The organism is Rhodococcus sp. P-2, from assembly GCF_016598535.1.
Classification (GTDB): Bacteria; Actinomycetota; Actinomycetes; order Mycobacteriales; family Mycobacteriaceae; genus Rhodococcus_F; species Rhodococcus_F baikonurensis.
Window position 1 is genome coordinate 3968177 of record NZ_CP066779.1, and the last position, 18664, is coordinate 3986840.

14 protein-coding genes and 1 pseudogene are annotated in these 18664 nt (G+C 61.1%); 3 read left to right on the top strand and 12 right to left on the bottom strand.

Annotation, left to right across the window (positions count from 1 at the left end; translation table 11 throughout):
• Window positions 1-90: 90 nt before the first annotated feature.
• From I7X09_RS18805 to gdhA, 4 genes are all read right to left on the bottom strand, one after another.
• Entirely contained in the window at window positions 91-258 is a 168-nt protein-coding gene (locus I7X09_RS18805; protein WP_003945367.1) for a hypothetical protein, read from the bottom strand.
• A 243-nt stretch (window positions 259-501) separates the two neighbouring features.
• Entirely contained in the window at window positions 502-645 is a 144-nt protein-coding gene (locus I7X09_RS18810) for a hypothetical protein (RefSeq protein WP_003945326.1), read from the bottom strand.
• Between the two features lie 363 nt (window positions 646-1008).
• Window positions 1009-2268, bottom strand: a complete 1260-nt coding sequence (locus I7X09_RS18815) for a PucR family transcriptional regulator (protein WP_095973061.1) — start codon at window positions 2266-2268, stop codon at window positions 1009-1011.
• Window positions 2269-2754: 486 nt separating this feature from the next.
• Entirely contained in the window at window positions 2755-4098 is a 1344-nt protein-coding gene (gene gdhA, locus I7X09_RS18820) for an NADP-specific glutamate dehydrogenase (protein ID WP_095973062.1), read from the bottom strand.
• 270 nt (window positions 4099-4368) lie between these two features.
• Here gdhA and I7X09_RS18825 point away from each other — a divergent pair, with 270 nt between their 5' ends.
• Window positions 4369-5703 (top strand): DUF4185 domain-containing protein, encoded by a 1335-nt coding sequence (locus tag I7X09_RS18825; protein ID WP_124570055.1) that lies wholly within the window; start codon window positions 4369-4371, stop codon window positions 5701-5703.
• 82 nt (window positions 5704-5785) lie between these two features.
• Here the strand turns inward: I7X09_RS18825 and I7X09_RS18830 are convergent, their stop codons facing one another.
• Complete coding sequence (locus I7X09_RS18830; protein ID WP_200313274.1) at window positions 5786-7963, bottom strand: glutamine synthetase III family protein; 2178 nt, start codon at window positions 7961-7963, stop codon at window positions 5786-5788.
• A 225-nt stretch (window positions 7964-8188) separates the two neighbouring features.
• Between I7X09_RS18830 and I7X09_RS18835 the strand changes: the two genes are divergently transcribed.
• Entirely contained in the window at window positions 8189-8458 is a 270-nt protein-coding gene (locus I7X09_RS18835; RefSeq protein WP_234036628.1) for a putative quinol monooxygenase, read from the top strand.
• A 161-nt stretch (window positions 8459-8619) separates the two neighbouring features.
• On the opposite strand, the gene I7X09_RS18840 is transcribed toward I7X09_RS18835, so the two are convergent.
• The 6 genes from I7X09_RS18840 to I7X09_RS18865 all read right to left on the bottom strand — a co-directional run bounded on the left by I7X09_RS18840 (window position 8620) and on the right by I7X09_RS18865 (window position 17544).
• A complete protein-coding gene (locus I7X09_RS18840; protein ID WP_095973066.1) occupies window positions 8620-8772 on the bottom strand; it encodes a hypothetical protein in 153 nt (50 codons plus the stop codon).
• A 1-nt stretch (window position 8773) separates the two neighbouring features.
• A complete protein-coding gene (locus I7X09_RS18845; protein WP_124570059.1) occupies window positions 8774-9589 on the bottom strand; it encodes a class E sortase in 816 nt (271 codons plus the stop codon).
• Between the two features lie 27 nt (window positions 9590-9616).
• Window positions 9617-9760 carry a hypothetical protein gene (locus I7X09_RS18850; RefSeq protein ID WP_166811358.1) on the bottom strand — a complete coding sequence of 48 codons (144 nt, stop codon included), beginning with the start codon at window positions 9758-9760 and terminating at the stop codon, window positions 9617-9619.
• Between the two features lie 126 nt (window positions 9761-9886).
• Window positions 9887-14494 carry a DUF5979 domain-containing protein gene (locus I7X09_RS18855; protein ID WP_200317921.1) on the bottom strand — a complete coding sequence of 1536 codons (4608 nt, stop codon included), beginning with the start codon at window positions 14492-14494 and terminating at the stop codon, window positions 9887-9889.
• Between the two features lie 1728 nt (window positions 14495-16222).
• Window positions 16223-16381, bottom strand: a complete 159-nt coding sequence (locus I7X09_RS18860; protein WP_003945304.1) for a hypothetical protein — start codon at window positions 16379-16381, stop codon at window positions 16223-16225.
• 404 nt (window positions 16382-16785) lie between these two features.
• Window positions 16786-17544 carry a hypothetical protein gene (locus tag I7X09_RS18865; RefSeq protein ID WP_124570061.1) on the bottom strand — a complete coding sequence of 253 codons (759 nt, stop codon included), beginning with the start codon at window positions 17542-17544 and terminating at the stop codon, window positions 16786-16788.
• A 342-nt stretch (window positions 17545-17886) separates the two neighbouring features.
• Here I7X09_RS18865 and I7X09_RS29775 point away from each other — a divergent pair.
• Window positions 17887-18011: pseudogene (locus tag I7X09_RS29775) on the top strand (chloramphenicol efflux MFS transporter); the annotation flags it as partial.
• Between the two features lie 152 nt (window positions 18012-18163).
• On the opposite strand, the gene I7X09_RS18870 reads toward I7X09_RS29775, so the two are convergent.
• Window positions 18164-18634 (bottom strand): GNAT family N-acetyltransferase, encoded by a 471-nt coding sequence (locus I7X09_RS18870; RefSeq protein ID WP_234036629.1) that lies wholly within the window; start codon window positions 18632-18634, stop codon window positions 18164-18166.
• Between the last annotated feature and the right edge of the window lie 30 nt (window positions 18635-18664).

The window sequence follows — 18664 nt, forward strand, 5'->3', positions numbered from 1 at the left end:
TCATCGATGACGGAGGGCAACGTGGGTTTCATGGACTGTTTCGGCGATCGAAGACGCGGATCGAACACCGATCCGATCACAAGTGAGGTCCTAAGCAGCGCTTCCGAGGCTCGCCGAGTCGAAGCTGCCGAGCCCGGTGCTACCGAGACCGCTGCTACCGACCCCGCCCAACGCGAGCGCATTGCTGCTGCCCGCGCTCAGAAGCTGGACGATGATGTTGATGACGATGGGGTCGCCGGTGAGCGGAATTGTAGGCACAGGGGGACCTGCTTTCTGTTTCGAGATGTGGTGAGGATGTGAGCGGCGACGGGATCGTCGACGTGGTCGGGAAGGCTGTTTCAGGCACTTCCGGTGCTGCCGAGCGACACGATCGAGCCGTTGCCGAAGCCGAGTGCTCGGGAGAGTGAGCCGAAGTCGATGACCAGGCTGCCCAGGGTGTGCTGGTTTATCACGGTGGTTCCTGTCTGTACCGCGACTTGGTGATGCGAGCGGATAAGTCGATCAGGGAGCAGGCGTCGTGGGAGTTTCGCCGCCGCCGCCGATCGGAGAGTTGTCGGTGTAGAGGAAACTGCTGCCGGCGTTGAACATCTGTAGGACGGTGTTCAAAACGACGGCCAAAGCGCCTGTGGTTGGTGCGGCGATCATGTGCTTGCTCCTGGTTTCAGCGGTGGCGACGTGGTGGTCACCGTGGTCACCGCCCTCACAGTGTCAGGCGGCTTGGAGCGGGCCCTGTGCGAGAGATTCTCTCGCACAGGGCCCGAGATTCGTCCTAGGAGACGCCGCCGCCATCCGTCGAGCCCGTGCCGGTGCTGCCCGCGTTGAACAGCTGCAGGATGGTGTCGAAGAAGGCACCGAGGAGAGCGTTATCCTGGCCGTTGATCATGTTTTTCCCCTTAATTGTTACTGGTTTGCGCGGTGATTCGCACCACACTTTTATAGCCCGGCTCGATACGAAAAAGTGGGGTCGAGGCTCTATGCGTGGACAGCTAATAGCGAGGATGTGAGTGTTCACACTTTCGCTGGACGATTGTCCATATCAGTGCTGGCGAAGGTCAGAGAGATCATGGCAGCGCGCAGTTTGAGCAGCTCAGAGGGTAGTGCCGGATCCAATCCGGTCAGGGTTGCGATGCGCTTGATGCGGTTGTCGACGGTGTTCGTGTGTAGACCGAGCGCCGACGCGGTGCGCTGACGGTGCTGGCCGTTGGCGAGGTGGATGGACAACGTCTGCAATAGTTCTGGATTTCCGTCGAGCGGCTTGAGGAGATTGATCAGGCTGTCGCGGCCTGCGCCACTGCGAGTCAGTTGATACTCGAGCGCGAGGTCTTCCATTCGGTACGACCGCGCCGGCAGTCTGAGCCGCCGCACGAGTTGCGCCAATTCGTGAGTGGTTGCTTGGGCGGCGGCGATATCACCGACGGCGGCGCTCTCGGCGATCGCTGTGATCTCCACCCCCACAGTCGCGCGCGCACGTTGGATGACCTCGCACACCGTTCTCCAGTCGGGCGTGCCTTCGATCAGGACCAGACCACGTTGCGGTGCGGGCGCTTCGAGCAGTGCCGACCCGAAGTGGGCCGCGATCTTCGACTGAGCGACGGAGAGGTCACGATAGGCCTGTATGCGCTGGTGATTGCCATTCCGGGCTCCCGGACGAGTGGGCGGCAGGTTCACCAGGAGCCGTAGGACGAGATAGCGGGGTGCGAGTTCGATGCCCATCTGCAACGCAAGTTGGGTGGGATCGTCGCCGTCCAACATGGCTTTCACGAGCGCGCCGGCGGAGTATTCCCCGAGTTGGGAACCGGCTGGAAGAGCCGAGAGATAGCTGATCGAGATGAACGAGTGAAGCCGCTGCGCGAGTGCGAACAAGAACTCGTTGAGATCCCCGAGATTGTCGGAGTCCTCGGCGTCGGCCCTGCTGAGGATGAGGGTGCGAAAAGTGCTGATGCCCTCGTTGGTCAAGTTGAGGATCGCGCTGAGTGGCACCCCTTTCAATGCCTGTTGGACGGTCATCGTATGAATGCCGTCCAACTCTTGGTCGGTAGGGAGTTTGCGGTGATCCAACAGCTGGATCCCCACTTGGAGCCCCTGCACGATCACCGCAATCAATTCCCGACGTACTGCCTCCGTTTGGAGGGAAGTCAACGTCGGGTTGGCACGGGACAGGTGATCTACGAGATCGCTTGCCAGTGGGATGACGTCGTTGACCGCTGTGGAGGCGGGCTTGCCTCCCAACATGAGCGGTCCCGGGTTGTTCAGCAGCGCTGGGGACATGGGGTGGCCTCCTCTTGACAGGTGCGTCGCCTGGCACAGGCACCCGGAGGCTCGGCGCGTCACGAAGCGGGATACACGCTGAGGCCTTGTTCGGGGGCATACTCGCCGCTGAAATTTGCGGATCGAATTGCGCCAGGCGTTGTGATTTCTACCACATGAACGACTGTCCAACTGTGAAATGGACAAATGTGAAGATAAGTCCATATGCCCCACGCGCTCCGGACCTAAACAATCGTCCACTTACGCTGTTTTTCGACGTCAGAGCGGAAAACGATTCGGCAGACACCACGAGTCCCGTCTGGCATCATTGCCGGCGCCAACGGTGATCGTCGCGGGTGATTTGCTCAGATCGAGCTCGAGGGCCCTGGGTCCTCGAGGACCCAGGGCCCTCGAGGCCTAGGTGGTGATTCGACCAGTCCGACGTACGGGAACCGGATCAGGGTGAAGTCACCCTTTTCTGTACTGCTGTCTGTGTTGCGGAAATCTCTATATGACGCCCAGCGAAATCATGGCGTCGGCCACCTTCACGAAGCCGGCAATGTTCGCGCCGTGCACGTAATCGCCAGGCTTGCCGTACTCGGCAGCGGTGTTGATGGTGCGCTTGTGGATACCGCGCATGATTCCGGCGAGGCGCTCGTCGGTGTACTCGAAGCTCCAGGAATCACGCGAAGCGTTCTGCTGCATTTCGAGAGCAGAGGTTGCCACGCCACCGGCGTTGGCTGCCTTGCCGGGTGCAAAGGCCACGTTCGCGTCACGGAAGAGCTGGATGCCGCCGGGGGTGGTGGGCATGTTCGCGCCTTCGGCAACGGCCTGAACGCCGTTGGCGATCAAGGTCTTTGCGGCATCTTCGTCGAGCTCGTTCTGAGTCGCGCAGGGGAGTGCGACATCGCACGGCACATCCCAGATGGATCCGTCGGCGATGAACTCGGCGTGCGGAACTGCGTCGGCGTACTCGCTGATGCGGCCGCGGCGAACTTCCTTGATCTCCTTGAGGAGGTCGAGATCGATGCCCTTCTTGTCCACGATGTATCCCGAGGAGTCCGAGCAGGCGATTGCGACGCCGCCGAGCTGGTGGATCTTCTGGATGGCGTAGATGGCGACATTGCCGGATCCGGAGATCACGACGTTCTTGCCCTCGAGGCCTTCGCCCTTCGCCTTGAGCATTTCGGCGACGAAGTACGCGACGCCGTAGCCCGTGGCCTCGGTGCGAACCTGTGATCCGCCCCAGGTGATGCCCTTGCCGGTCAGGACGCCCGACTCGTACGTGTTGGTCAGTCGCTTGTACTGGCCGAACAGGTAGCCGATCTCACGACCGCCGACGCCGATGTCACCGGCCGGAACGTCGGTGTATTCACCGATGTGGCGCTGCAGTTCGGTCATGAAGGACTGACAGAAGCGCATGACCTCCGCGTCGGTGCGACCCTTGGGGTCGAAGTCCGAGCCACCCTTGCCGCCGCCGATGGGAAGACCGGTGAGGGAGTTCTTGAAGATCTGCTCGAAGCCGAGGAACTTCACGATGCCCAGGTTGACGCTGGGGTGGAAACGCAGGCCGCCCTTGTAGGGGCCGAGTGCACTGTTGTACTGCACGCGGAAGCCGCGGTTGACGTGAACATTGCCCTCGTCGTCGGTCCACGGCACGCGGAAGATGATCTGGCGTTCCGGCTCGCACAGCCGCTCGATGAGTCCGGCGTCGGCGTAGCGCGGGTGGCGTTCGAGTACTACGTGAAGAGACTCGAAGACCTCTGCGGCGGCCTGATGGAATTCGGGCTCTCCTGCATTGCGAACCAAAACCTGATCGTAAATCTGCGCTACGCGGTCACGTACGGACACCGCTCACCTACCTCGTTGTGAGAACTCTTTTACATTTCCGTTACATACTAGGCGCCTTTATTGCTGTATCGGACAACTGTCCTGTGAAGGTGAAATCGGACACAGCTGCCACTTGTGTCAGTTGAACGGGCGATTTATAACAATTTGCTCAGCTTTCACTCTCTTAACACAGTCCAAATGGTTTGCTTCTGCGGTCGGGGATCACTGTGCCTGTGGTCCGAACGCGAGTCGAAATGATCAGAGGGGCTGCACGTGCGTAAAAAACACTCCATGTCGGCGATGTTGTCGATAGGCGTCGTCACGATTGCCGCGACGATCGCCGCAGCACCGTCTGCGTCGGCGATCGGTGGACCGTGTGGTTCGGGAGGAAGTGGCTCCGCCGGATCGATGACGGGTTCGCTCGGATCCCTGACCGGATCTCTCGGCAGTGGTTCAGCAGGTACGGGATCCCTCGCCAACGCGTTGCCGTGGATCACCGGCGCTCCCAACGGCGCTCTACCGGTGCTGACCGGCCGGACCAAGGCAATCGAAATGGTCACCGGCCCGGGCAGCCCGAACAACACCATCGAGCGGTTCAACGTGTCGGGAACCGACCTCGGAATCATGTGGGACAACGGTCTTTCAGGGCCCGATCACGACGTTCTGATGGCCTTCGGCGACACGGTGGGTGATTGCGACACCCCAGGAGACGACTGGCGCAGCAACGTGTTGTTCCGCAGCAACGACACCGCCATTGCCGACGGAATGAAGATCGACAGCTCACCTTTGGACGGACCCAATCATTCCAAGGAGATCATTCCGGGATTCGGTATCCCGGGGGAGTTCACGACCATCCCCACAGCTGGAATCTCCTACGGCGGTGTGCAATACATCAGGTTCATGTCTGTTCGGTCCTGGGACGAACCCGGTGCCTGGACCACCAACTACTCGGCCCTGGCTTTCTCGACAGACAACGGTGAGAACTGGGAACTCGATCCCGCGACAGTTCGCGCCAATACGGAAGGACTCGGTATTCCGGGGATTCCGGCAGTATCTCCGATCAATTCCAACTTCCAGCAGAGCGCCTTCCTCGACGGCCGGGACGGCTACATCTACGAATACGGAACTCCCTCAGGTCGTTTCGGCAAGGCGATCCTGGCGCGGGTGGCCGGAGCGGACATCAGAAACCTCGGCGCCTACGAATACTGGGACGGATCCGGTTGGAGCCCACGCGATACCGATGCCGTTCAGGTCATCAAGGCACCCGTCAGTGAGCTCGCAGTGCAATGGAACGACTACCTGAACAAGTACGTCGCCATGTACACCAGCGCCGAGGGCAATCTCGTGATCCGTCAGGCTGATCAGCCGCAGGGACCGTGGAGCGGTACCCAAACTCTGCTGAGCGGAATCACGTTGCCCGCGTTGTACGGCGGATTCATGCACCCGTGGGCGAGCGGACAGTTCCTCGAATTCGTTGCTACGACGTGGGACCGTTACAACGTCATCTACATGCGGACCGATTTGAACGGACTCAAGATGGCGTCGTCCGATTCTCGCGATCGGCCGGACCCGGCGACGACCGGCGAGGCACGCGTCCTCGAGGTCACGATGCCGGAAGACCGCTAGCCGAGCAAGCTTCGACAACTATGGCCTGCAACTCGATCGAGTTGCAGGCCACAGTTTTGTGGGCGTTGATTTTCGGTGATGCTCAGAGAATGAACAGCATCTCCTGATATGTCGGGAGTGGCCAGTGATCGTCGGCGACGATGGTTTCGAGGAAGTCGGCCGCTGCACGTACTTCGGCCATCGCGGGCAGGAGTGCGTCCTGGGCGTGCTTGGCCTGATCGAACGGGGACTCGCCGGCGTCGGCGTCGATGGCTGCACGCAGGGTCGCCAGCGCAGCTCGTAAGGCCGCAACGGGCGCCGACACTTCTTCGAGCGGAGCTGAATCCGGTTCGAGGCCGGCGGACTTCAGCGCGACGAAGTTTTGAGCAACTTCCGTCTGGTGGCGCACTGCAGCCGGAAGGATCAGCGTCGTACCGATTTCGGCGGCCAAGCGTGCCTCGACGCCGATGCTCAGTGCGTACTGTTCGAGTCCGACCTCGTAGCGACTGTGCATCTCTCGGTGGTTGAAGACCTTGTACTTCTCGAAGAGTTCCATCGAGGGCTCGGTGATCAGTTCAGGCAGCGCGTCCAGCGTTGTGCGAAGGTTCGGCAGGCCGCGAGACTCGGCCTCGATCTGCCAGTTCTCCGAGTAGCCGTCGCCGTTGAAGACAACCGCACCGTGATTGGTGATGATTTCGGTGAGCAGATTCTGGACGGCGGTGTCGAAATCGGCGCCGTCTGCGACTGCCGATTCCAGTTCGGTGGCCATGTAGTCCAAGGCCTCGGCCATGATCGTGTTGATGGTGACCATCGGACCGTTGACCGTCTGCATCGATCCCGGTGCGCGGAACTCGAAACGGTTGCCGGTGAAGGCAAACGGGCTGGTGCGGTTGCGGTCGCCCGGATCGGTCGGTAGGACGGGAAGGGTGTCGGCACCGATCATCATGGTGCCCTTGTCCTTCGACGACGTCGCCGCGCCCTTGGCGATCTGCTCGAAGACGTCGGCCAGTTGATCGCCGAGAAAGATCGAAATGATGGCCGGGGGAGCCTCGTTGGCACCGAGACGGTGATCGTTGGTTGCCGAAGCGACAGATGCGCGCAGGAGTCCCGCGTACTTGTGGACGGCCCGGATGACTGCGGCACAGAAGACTAGGAATTGCGCATTGTCATGCGGATTGTCGCCGGGGACAAGCAAACTACCGAGTTCGGAGTTGCCCAGGGAGAAGTTGACGTGCTTGCCGGAGCCGTTCACGCCGTCGAACGGCTTCTCGTGGAAGAGGCATTCCATGCCGTGCTTCTTGGCGATGGTCTTGAAGGTGGTCATCAGCAACTGCTGGTGATCGGCGGCGATGTTGCCGCGCTCGAACATTGGGGCGATCTCGAACTGGCCGGGCGCAACCTCGTTGTGCCGTGTCTTGGCGGGGATGCCAAGTTTGAAGAGTTCCCGCTCGGTGTCCATCATGAATCCGAGCACACGTTCCGGGATCGCCCCGAAGTAGTGGTCGTCGAACTCCTGGCCCTTGGGCGGCTTTGCGCCGAAGAGTGTTCTGCCGGCGTTCAGTAGGTCGGGGCGCGCGAGGAAGAAGTGTCGATCGATCAGGAAGTACTCCTGCTCGGGACCGCAGAACGACACGATGTGCTCGGGATCGTTGTGCCCGAACAACTTCAGGATTCGTTCGGCGTGGTAACCCATGGCCTGCTGTGAGCGCAACAGGGGAGTCTTGTGGTCGAGTGCTTCGCCGGTCATCGAGACGAACACAGTCGGGATACACAGTGTGTTGCCGTTGGGGTTTTCGAGTACGTAGGCCGGGCTCGTGACATCCCAGCCGGTGTATCCGCGGGCCTCGAACGTGTTGCGCAGCCCACCGTTCGGGAAACTCGAAGCGTCGGGTTCACCTTGGATCAAGGTCTTGCCGGCGAACTCGGCCAACGCACTGCCGTCGCCGACCGGTTCGAGGAAGCTGTCGTGCTTCTCGGCCGTCAACCCGGTGAGCGGATAGAAAACATGGGCGTAGTGGGTCGCGCCCTTTTCCAGCGCCCAGTCCTTCATCGCGGACGCGACTGCGTCGGCGACCATGGGATCGAGTGGTTTGCCTTGCTCGATCGTCGCCATCACCGACTTGTAGACGAGCTTGGGCAGCCTCTTCTGCATGACCACCTTGTTGAAGACGTTGGCTCCGAACACCTCGCCGGGAGTTTCATCGGTCGTGAAGCTGACCACCGGCGGTGTGTAGGCCTCGACGTCCTTGATCGCTTGCAAGCGAACTGCATTTCCACTCATGTGCTTACCCCTCGCCCGGGCCCAGGGCTGCGCTGCTGATTGCGAGCCCGACTTCGGCAAACCCTACGAACCTTCGGTATCGGGGGTGTTTCGTAGATATTGCGCCTGTCCGCAAACTTCGAGTCACAACGGAAATCTTGATCTGTCGGGGGTCTACGGCAGACTTCGAGCGGAGGGGTCAATGCGGGACAGTGGAATCGGAGAGTCTTTGTGATCAGGGTTTTGGTGCCAACCACAGTGGCGCAGGGTGATCTCGCGGAAGTGCTTCGGCTGTACGACGAACTTGTCACCGAGACCCGAAAAGAAGACGGCTGCATCAATTACGAGTTACTGCAGCGCACCGACAATCCGTGCGAGCTCGTGTTGGCTGAGGAATGGGAATCGCAGGAGCACCTCGACGCCCACACCCATACCGAGCACTTCGTAAGGTTGGTTGCGGCACTGGACAAGCTGGAGACGGCAGCGCCGGCGCAGATCTTCACGAAGGTTCTGTAGCGGCGGAGTCAGGTTTCAGTGCTCGCTCAGGTCGTTCCGACACGTGGAAACTGGTTCATCGGCACGCCGGAATCATCGTAGGTCCGTCGATTCCGATGTAGGACAGCGCCTTCGGGCTCCAGCCGAGTCTTGTGCCGGTGCGGCCGACCTGCACGGGCGCTTTATACGGTGACGTCGGAATAGGGCATGTGCTCTGACACCCAAGGAAATACGACTTCCATGAGTAGCAGCACGACCGCAACCACGAGAACGATCGCCAGCAGGGCCTTCACTGGTCGGGGGCCGGGGAGCGCGCCCCAGAGGTAGCCGTACATTTCATTGCTCCTGGAGTGCCGCGGGAATGGTGCCCGAAGTCTTCGAGATTGTTTCGACGAGAACAGCATGGACGATCATGCGTTCGCTGTTCGAGTAGAGCGGATGGCACGTGGTCAGTGTCAACATGCTTTCCAGTGTGGTGTCAGGCTCTGGCCAAGGTTTGCCGGGGAGCGGGTTGACGACCGCAACATCCCCCGGCGCGGTGATGTGCCGCCCGAGGAGATGTGCGTAGTCGCCGTCGGACACGCGGTCGGCTTGCTCGGGGCTCAAGCAGGCTTGCGCCGCTGTGCGACGTTCGGGCGAAGCCTGGTCGAGTGGGAGTAACCGGTACGTCATCCACTGGAACTCGGTCTCCACGACGACGGCATCGCACGCATCGAGTCGATCCAAGTGTTGGAAGACTGCGCCGAATCCGATGCGATGCCCGGCGAGCGCGAAATTTCCTGCTTCGCCGGGCATCTGCGATTCGGGGTAGTGGCCGGGGCCGGCCCGTAGGTCCTCGTTGCGTGTGCCTTCGACGACGGCGGATACGACGTCGGCACCGAGTGTCGGGAGGTACACGCGCGCGAATCCCTCGCCGAGCACCGGGGCCGGCGGTGCAACAGGGTTACCGGCCGCAACCTGGTCTTTGTCCTTGCCCCACGATTCCTCCAGTTGGGCGTTGACCTCGTCTTGCAGTCGCCCCGAGGTGATATTGGTCCAGAACGCCTCGTAGACGACGAAAAGCAGGATGAGGACCCCGGCCGTGAGGAGCAGCTCACCGATGACCTGGCCTAACCGCGGCCGCCCAGGAACCGGATGCTGTGAATCTCTCATGGACCGGGACTCCTCTCCGTCGTCGGACTAGTTGCCCGCGCTGATCGTGGCGCTTCCGGTACCTCCGAGAAGGTCGTACAGGAGTACGGACAGGCGACCGAGGCCGTCGATCGCCGCAGAACCGGTGGTCTGGATGTCCTTGATGACGATCGGGAACGGGAGGATGGACATGGTGTTTCTCCTTCGAGGGATGAGCCGCAGGGGCGGCCGCGAGATAGATACGTCGTGACGGTGAACAGGGCGGGTGCGACCAGGTGTAGGTCGCACCCGCGCTGTTTCGGTATTCCTGGTTGGGAGTTACTCCTGGCCGGGTGCACGCTTGCGGTTACGCAGGGCGAGCCACGTGCCACCGCCGATCAGTGCCAGCGCCAGACCGGCGAGCCAGATGACGTTAGCGCCGGTTACCGGCAGGGACGATGACTGGTCCGGTTTGGCCTGAGCAGGATTTCCCGGAGCAGGCGTGCCCGGAGCACCGTTGTGTCCACCACCGTTATTGCCGGGAGTGTCGTTGCCGGGAGTCGACACGTCAGTGCCTGGTCCTCCGGGTACTTCGGAGCCCGGCCATGTCGGGATTTCCCACGGCGGCAGCGGGATCGGAATCGGGATGATGATCAGCCCATTGCTGCTGGTTTTGTTCTCGAGTCCCAGAACCACTGACTTGTTTGCTTCGCTGGTGAGCTTGACGGAAGCTCCGGTCGGTTCACCCACGATCTTCGAGACGTCCGCCTTGCCTTCCTTGACGTCCCAGATCACTTCACCCCACTTGACGTTGGTGACGTCTGTGTGAGCACCGGTTTCGACGAAAGTGATGTCAGTGTCCAGCGGGAACTGGACCCGGCCGTCGATGACGGCCGCGTCGCACTGGGCGGTCGGAGTGACCGAAGCGCCCGGTTTGACATCGAGCACGCACGAACGCGCCTCGTCGTCGATGTCCGTCCATGTAGCCGTGACCTGGAAGATCGTGGATCCGTCCTTGGCCACCTGGCTGCCCTTGGGGCCGGTCACGATCTTGTCGATGTCCACGTCGGTGGTCGGTATCGGGCGGTTGTGGATCTCCACCACAGCCTGCTCACCGGCCACCACCTTGACGGTGTTGCGGTGTTCGGCGTCTCCGGCATCCGCGGACACGTAGTAGTACGGCCGCGCCCAGTCGATACCGGCCAGGGGCTTGGGGTCGACCTCGGAGAAGGTGATCACGGTGTTCCGTGGAACAACCTCGCCGGACGTCCAACTCCAGTCGTTTCCGGCATCGAGGGTGATGGTCTGGCCCACTGCCGGGAAATCGGTTCCAGCGGGGAGTGGCGGGTCGATTCCGTCGATACGGACATCGAACGTCGCGCTGTCGGGTAGGTCGGCCTCGGGAGCGCGGACGGGATTGCCGTCAGCGTCGAGGATGAACTTCGTGAATTCGACCGAGCCGAACTTCCACAGCGCCTCGTTCGACAGCGTGATCAGTCGACCGTCGGTCGGGTCGTCGGAGACTATGCCCGTTGCGGTTCCGTCGAGGTTCGAGTGCAGCCACGATTCGCCTTCCGGGCTGGTGCCCCAGGAGATCGTGCCCCATTCGACTCCGGCGACATCGGGACGGCCGGTCTCGGTGAAGGTCACCTCGGTGCCGACTGGGAGGTCGACGCCCAGCGGTGTGGTCTGTCCCTGCTTGACGCTCAGCACCTGGGTGCGGTAGTCCACACCGTCGCGCCAACGCGCCTCGACCGTGAACTCCACGTCATCACCGACAGCCTCGGCGGCCTCGCCGCTGACCTGCTTGGCGACGCGCAGAGTGCCATCGTTGATGTCGACGAAGTTCGACACCTCGACCTTGCGCAAATCCTTGCCGATGGTCACCACGGCAGCGTTGTCCGCATTGATCCGGATATTCCCGGAGTATGCGGGCACGCCGTAGGCGAGACCGTCACCGTTTGCCGGAACCAGTTCGGTCAGTGCAACTTCGGTGCCGCCGGGCAGGTACTCACCGAACGGAACCGAGGTGCCGTCGGACGGGAGCGACAGCGTCTTGCTCTGTGGGTTGTCGTCCGTATCGAGCCAGGTGGCAATCACGTCGAAGCTGGCCGGTACGGCCTTGTCGGACGCCTTCGGGCCCGTGAGCTTCTTGCTCACTTCGAAGGTGCCTTGCGTGATCGTGGCCTCGTTGGTGACGGAGACCGCGTTCGCCGACGCGTCTGTGCCGATGGTGAGCGTCTTCGGGCTGATCACCGGCTGCGACCACGTCACGAGGTCGGTGTTCGTCGGTTGGACCTCGGTGAAGGTGACTTTCGCTCCGATGGGCAATTTGCCCAGGTCGTAATGCTGGCCGTCCTTCAGAGTGAATTGACGCAGTTCGTTGCCGGCGTCGTCGTCACCGAAGGCGATCTCTGCGTTGACGACGAAAGCCTCGAGTCCCGTGCGCGCTCCGTCGCCGATGACGGACTTGGTGATCCTTGCCGATCCCAGGCTCGCTTTGTTGAGCAGTGTGACACCGACATTGCTCTTCGGCGTGATGGTCACCAGCGCCTCGGTCCGGTCCACGTTGAGCGTCACACCCTCTGACGGGCGGAACGTTCCTCGCTCGAAGTACACACCGTCAACGGTCGGGAGGTTGATCTCGGACAGGCGGATCTGCCAGCCGGTTCCGCGGGGGTTGATCCCACTGACCGGTGTCCCGTCAGCCTTCACCTTGATCTCGTAGGAGCTCACCGGGGCGTCGGTCGCTGGATTTTGCCCGGGGGCGAACTCTTCGACTTTCACAGTGAACTCGGTGTCTTCCGGGAATTTCTCGGAGAAGGGAGCGATCTCCTTCAGAAGCGAGAACGAGCCCCGTGACACGCCTTGGCCGGTACCGCCGCCGCCCCATTCCTGCTTGACGCTCTGCGACAGCGTCTGCTTGCCGGCATAGGTGAGGGTGTTGGAGTATTCCGTGTCGCGCTGGTCCAGTCCGCCGCTGCTGGTGCACAGGGTGTAGCTGACGAGGTACTTCGTCTGACGGCTGTAACCGTCCGCGTCACGCGGGAGAGTGAGATCGAAACCGCCGTCGGCGCGCGCCACCGATGTGGCATCGGTGATATCGCGTTTCTTGTTGCCGTCGAAGAAGTCTTGCGCGACGACCTTGAGATTGAGGTTGCTCTTGAGATCGCCGCCGATTTCACACACCGTCATGTTCGGTGAGAACCTGTCGTTGATGACCGCCGGTTCCGTAAGGCCCTCGAGATCGTGTCCGGAGATTTCCACGGTCCAATTGAGGGTGGTGCCTGCCGGCTGCTCCACGCCGCCGACAGTTTGCGACGTGGTGTTGATCGCGCCGTTCTTGCCGCTCGTGAACCTAGGCCCCTCAGTCTTTCCCGTGATCGACGTCTTGTTGACGACCGCCGAGTTGGTGAGATGGTCCTCGGAGTCTGGCACCTCGGTGGTGGTCAGGCAGGTCCGGTACGTGACGTAGTAATACTGCTCTTCGTTGAACGTGTCCGGGTTATCCACAGTGATCGCCGCGGTGAAGGTACTCGCGCCGGCTACTGCGCCGATGGGAGCAATGGTGAATCCTGCGGCAGGAGTGCGGTAGTTGGGTTCGTTCTCCCGCCCTGGGAGGTAGTCAGACTTCTCGATGACTACCTGCACGCCCGAGGCACAGACCGCATGGGGGCCGCCGAAGGTGTCGGTGATGTCGATCTTGTGGTTGTTGGCGGCAATGTCGGTGCCCGGAACCACAATCGTCCAGACGGCTTCCATATTGCGCTTACCGCCGTCGAGGTAGCCACCCTTCCAGGGCTTGGTCTGCGGCGCATAGTCCTGTCCCACGCCATCCGAAGCCACCGTGTTGTCACCGATCGTCACGGAGTTGGTGTACTGAGTCCCCTCGAGATCCACCACGCCGCTGGTCGTGCATGAGGTGTACTCGATGCGGTAGAGCTTGTTGCTCTCGAAGGGCGCGCCGTTGTCGATGTTGATGGTGACCTGATCACCCGCGTCGGGTTGGGTGACGGTGACGCCGCCGGGGGTCTCTTTGAGATCGCCCGGGCGACCGGACCACAGCTTCGCGTTGAGCAGGCTGCCCGCACACACCTTCATGTTGTCGGAGAGCTCGTCGCTCAGGGTCACCGAACCGGTGTTGCCTGCATCCAACTTGGCCAGATCGGCGCCGGGGATGTCGATGGTCCACCGCACTGACTGCTTGTTGTCCTGGAGTTTTCCGGACTTCGTCGACTCGCCGATTACGCGGCCGTCGGTGATGCCGCCCGTGCCGGGCAGGTCGACCGGCGTGACCTTGTTGTTGATCGTGAAGTCCACAGTCTCTGACGTGGTGTACTCGACCGCCTTCGTGTAGACGAAGAAATCGCCCTTCACCTCGTCCGGCCGATCCGCCACAGCGTCGGAGAGCACGCACGTCATGAGATTGGTGGAAGCAGCCAGATCGCATGTGCCCCAAACCGTCCCATCGTCGCCCTCCAGCGCGATCATCGGGTTGGACTGTAGCTTCAACTCGTCAGGGAATTGAATCGTGAACTGGTCGCCCGGCAGCGGACTCGCGCTTGACGCGTCCCAGGTGCCCCGCACAGTGACGGAGTCACCGACCGTAATCTGCTGGTCGTTCTTTCCCTCGACCTGGATGTCTGTGATTTTCACATCGATGCCGGGATTGACTCCGCGTGCGGCCAGTCGCTGCGCCGCCACAGAAGTCGTAGACGGGGGCGCCGTGGTGGTGATCGGCGGTTTCGCAGACGTGGGTGACTCCGACGTGGAAGTAAGCGGCGCAGTCGTTTTCAGCGGCGCCTCCGTCGTAGTTGCGGGCGGCTTCGTTGTGGTCGGAACTGTTGAGGTCGGAACTGTGGCGGTCGAGGTCCCGAGGTCATCTGCTGAGGCAACCTGGACGAATGAGAACGACGATACGACCAGCGCCAGGACCGCAACGATCATCCCCAAAGCTGCCCACCGAGACACCACCCCCTCCCCGGCACGGCGCGGGAAGACACGGTTACGCATGACGAACACCTTTCGTTCAGAAACACATGATTCAGGCCCCGTTTCCGGGGCCGTCGAATAGCGAAACGGGACCTTTGAGCAGCTCTGGAGTCTGGATGCGAGCGTTGGAGATTCTCAGGCGACCTATTGCGGAGCCGAACAGTTGGTAATCGGACCCGGCTGGCGCCAGCGCAGACCGACGGCCCGCTCTGGGTAGGCCAGGAAGTTCCAAGAAAACTCAAGCGCCGGTATTACCTAACGCGATGACCTACGAGGCACTAAAGGCTGCGGCTGAGGATCTTTTCTGCGCGATTCAGTGCAGTTCGGGCATGAGCACCATCCCGGATAGCAATAGCAACAGTGCGATGGCTCCGAGGGGGAGTCTTCGTGCTGCGTGCTTCGCTGCCGTGACGGTTTTCATGAAATTCCTTTCTCTGGCACAACGTGAAGAAATTTGCGCGGGGCCGTTCGCGAGAAGACGCAAATTCCGCGCAAACAACGCAGAAGGCGCAAACCGGGCGATGCGCAACCAGGAATCTAACACGAGCAAATCGCATAGCTGAACACGCCATGGACGTCCGTCCATGCAAGAAAAACTCCGTTTACCTGGCTATATGTATCTTCCGTTGATTTCTGTCAAGGTAACTGGCTGGTTCATCACAATTCGATCTCGACGATCAGTTGCATGCCTGTCTTGGACCTTACCGACAATCGGTGAGCGGCCGAGCCGAGTCGGCGCTGCTGTACCGAATGAGCCTTTATGCAGTTCACTGCCCCTTATTTGCTGTCGGAACGACAAGGTGTGGAGCGAATTATCTGTGCACACACGCTCGACATAAATGCAAATCAATTTTCTGCGTATAGGAGGAGGGTGAATTAGGGGGTGAATTCAGTCGCGGGTCATAGAAACCCCTGTTCTGAAAGGATCCAGAGATAGGGGTCACATTAGATTCGTTTTTCTTAGCAGATTGGATTCCGGCCTGAGTTAACCGTCGATAATGCTTCGGCGGCCGACATGGCATTTCGAGACAAAGAATCGCCCGGCTTTTCGTAGAAAGCCTTCGGTACGGTTACGTCAGTCCAGCTGATCACGCGCCGCAGCGACTTTTGGCGTCGCTCGTGTGCGCACGGATGATGCACTACCTGGGATGAGTGTGGATCTCGGAAGATGCCATGCCGGAGGTTTCTTCGAAGATCTCGAGACCTCGCAAGTTCAGGTCGTTCTCGCGCACCTCGGCACGATGAAATGGCTTACTTTTCAAGCGCTTTCGATGCCCGGAGTCAAATGGTGACGGTCGTTGCGTAGTCGCTGACGGCGGATGCGGCCGGTTCGATCGGTGCGCAGTCGCCACATCCGAGCAACCGCACCGAGTAGCCGCGAGGTCCCACAGCCGGTACTTTTCGCAGCTCTCTGGACATTTCGCGAAATCGGACCTTCGAATCGAGTTCTTGCGCAACCATTCTGACGCAGCTTGTGTCAATGGTGCTACACCCACGGCTGCCCGCAAGGTTCGACTGCCCCGGCGGCTTTTACACCTCTGGGCTCCAGAGCCCAGAGGTTCTGTGACACTCGCGGCCGCTCTGTTTAGCGCGGTGCATGCGGCTCAGCCGGCATTGGCGGGCAATTGCCTACCGGCTCTCGTCGTAGAACTTTGTGAGACGGCCTTTGTCGCAAGGGAAGGGCTACAACGATTGGTCTGGCCCGGTCAACGACGCGGGACCGGTCGTCGGTTGGTGTGCGCCGGTGAACCGCTCGACGACGGATACCACGACGATCGCGAGTGCCAGGATTCCAACAGTTCGGGCGAGTGACTTCAGGGTCTTCGGAAGTGCCTTCTTCATGCGTGGCAGACTACTGCGGACGGCACGCAATTTGTGGGCTAGGTTTCGATCCGAATGGGATCGGTCTGCACAGATACCCGAATCTGGAGGCCGATCCCGTGTGGAAGTCGCCCAACCCGGCTTCCGAAAATAGTTCGAAGATTACGGATACCATCGCAGGACTTCCGGATGGCAACTATGTCGCCGGAATCTACTGCGTCAGTGACGGACCCACCCCGGCCGGATACAACCAGACTCACAACTTGGTTGAGCTTCCGTTCACTCTCCCACAGGCGCCTGCGAAGCCGGGCGGGGGATTCGGATCCATCCAATTCCCCGCGTTCGGCTCGAAGAAACTCACGACAAAGCCCCCAACTTCGCAAGGAGGTTGGGGGCTTTCGTCATCTGCAGAAGGACTGTTGCTGCTAGCTGCCGAAGATGTCGCCGAGTGAACCGAGTGAACCGGTGCCTGTCTCGGGCTTCGGATCCTTCTTGGCGAAGTTGGTGGTGCAGCCGTTGAACTTCACGGCGTCGACGAAGACGCTCGAGGCTTCCGAGCCGGTGCCGACGCTCACGCCGTAGTGCTCGACTTTTGCACCGGGGTTGGCTGCCACGATGGCATCGAGTGAGGTGGGCTCGCCCTTGACTGCACCGCCGATGGTGCGGGTGCTCCACCAGAGTCCGTCCTGGATGTTCTCGTGCTTGACCGCAGCGTCCGTCACGGATGCGCCGTTCTGGCTCGGCACCCACACCAGGGTGGTGAAACCGTTGTTGTCCGGGTTCGTGGTGCCGGTCAAACGCAGCTGGAACGCAGCGCTGGTGGTTACGGCGCGCTCGGAAAACCCGATTTCCTTGGCAGCTGCGTCGGCCAGTTTGATGCTGCCTGCCGCGTGGTACGACACGGAGCGGTCCTTGACGTCGGTGACTTCGAGTTTGAGTGAGCCGTCCTTGTCGAAGACATTATCGGCCGCGTAGGAGGCGGTCTGGTCCTTCTCGTCGGTGAACGGGATTCCCCAGCCGTTCGCGGTGGTTTCGGTAGACGTTGTGGAGCAGTTGAAGCCCGCTTCCGGCTCTGCGGAACCGAGTGAACCAGTGGGCGCTGCGCCCGCGAAAGCCGGTGCAATCAATGCAGCGGAGCCGACAAGTGCGGCAACGATTCCGGCGCGGCGGGTGGCTTGAGACATGCGTGATGAACCTCTCGGAGGGTAAAACGGGGGTGAAGGTCTGTAAAAAATAGCACAGACTGTCCGGTTTGTGAATGTTGAGGATGGGAAACGATTGCCCAAAGTCGTCCAGGGAAAATGCTGGCAAGTAACGCATTTCGGTTTTCCGCGCGATTTACGATCGCAGCATCGGTGAATCGGCACTCGTGATTTCTCAGTAAGTGAGAACGAGCTACCTCGTCGTCGAACCCCGCAAGAACGGCACCGCAGTGTCCGGCACATCGACCACGATCGGACGGTGACCTACTCACTGTGTATGTGACCGGCGTTGGAACATCCCCCGGCAAGGGTCTGGTCGCCGACCTGGAAGGACTCGTGCCACCCGCGATCGCGACCGAGCTGGGGTCTCGGTTGGCACTGCGGGCCTGCTGTCCTCAGCATTTGCGGTCGGTACGGTCATCGGTGCGACAGTGATGGCGGTCTTCTCTGCGGTGCCAGGCTGGCGCGTTTCCTTTCGCGGCCAAGACTTCGAACGCATTAGCAGTACTCCGAAAATAAGTGCACGCAAGCCTGTGCGCCGAGCACCACCGCAACGCCGTCACGCGAACGTGCCACTACCCAACCGAGCCACGGCCTCCCCTCAGCGCCCGCTCGTCGGAGCTTTCGTTGCGCCGGTTGCGAATTGGTGCATCCCATCCGCGTCGAGCCCTCGATGCGCCCAACCGAGCTCGCTGAAGAAGCGGTAAGCGGGCTCGTTCCTCTGGTCAACGAACGCAACCCACCCCGTCGTCGGCGGGTGCTCGGGCCACGAACGGACGCAGTCGATCGTTGCCCGGCCGAGCCCGTTCCTGCGCCGGCGCGGATCGATCGCGAGATCAGTGATGCCATGCTCGTGTCCGTTTGGGTCCCAAGCGCAGCCGACGAGCGCGACCGGATCGACACCGTCGAGCACCACAAGCTGCACACCCGAGTGGGTGGCGAGGACATACTCGAGCCACTCGTCGTCAAGCGGACCCAGCTCACGGTCTAGCGTCTCATCCTCGTACCAGCGCTGGATCCACGGCCAATCGGCACGGGTCATTAGCCGCGCCGCGAGGGTCTGCTCAGTCATGAGGTCTATTCTCTCGTTCTCGTTCTCGTT

What these genes read in the sequence shown, in the direction of transcription:
- I7X09_RS18810 (WP_003945326.1), bottom strand. Translation starts at nt 645, where the DNA reads ATGATCGCCGCACCAACCACAGGCGCTTTGGCCGTCGTTTTGAACACC.
- I7X09_RS18815 (WP_095973061.1), bottom strand. Translation starts at nt 2,268, where the DNA reads ATGTCCCCAGCGCTGCTGAACAACCCGGGACCGCTCATGTTGGGAGGC.
- I7X09_RS18825 (WP_124570055.1), top strand. Translation starts at nt 4,369, where the DNA reads ATGTCGGCGATGTTGTCGATAGGCGTCGTCACGATTGCCGCGACGATC.
- I7X09_RS18830 (WP_200313274.1), bottom strand. Translation starts at nt 7,963, where the DNA reads ATGAGTGGAAATGCAGTTCGCTTGCAAGCGATCAAGGACGTCGAGGCC.
- I7X09_RS18840 (WP_095973066.1), bottom strand. Translation starts at nt 8,772, where the DNA reads ATGTACGGCTACCTCTGGGGCGCGCTCCCCGGCCCCCGACCAGTGAAG.
- I7X09_RS18845 (WP_124570059.1), bottom strand. Translation starts at nt 9,589, where the DNA reads ATGAGAGATTCACAGCATCCGGTTCCTGGGCGGCCGCGGTTAGGCCAG.
- I7X09_RS18850 (WP_166811358.1), bottom strand. Translation starts at nt 9,760, where the DNA reads ATGTCCATCCTCCCGTTCCCGATCGTCATCAAGGACATCCAGACCACC.
- I7X09_RS18855 (WP_200317921.1), bottom strand. Translation starts at nt 14,494, where the DNA reads ATGATCGTTGCGGTCCTGGCGCTGGTCGTATCGTCGTTCTCATTCGTC.
- I7X09_RS18860 (WP_003945304.1), bottom strand. Translation starts at nt 16,381, where the DNA reads ATGAAGAAGGCACTTCCGAAGACCCTGAAGTCACTCGCCCGAACTGTT.
- I7X09_RS18865 (WP_124570061.1), bottom strand. Translation starts at nt 17,544, where the DNA reads ATGTCTCAAGCCACCCGCCGCGCCGGAATCGTTGCCGCACTTGTCGGC.
- I7X09_RS18870 (WP_234036629.1), bottom strand. Translation starts at nt 18,634, where the DNA reads ATGACTGAGCAGACCCTCGCGGCGCGGCTAATGACCCGTGCCGATTGG.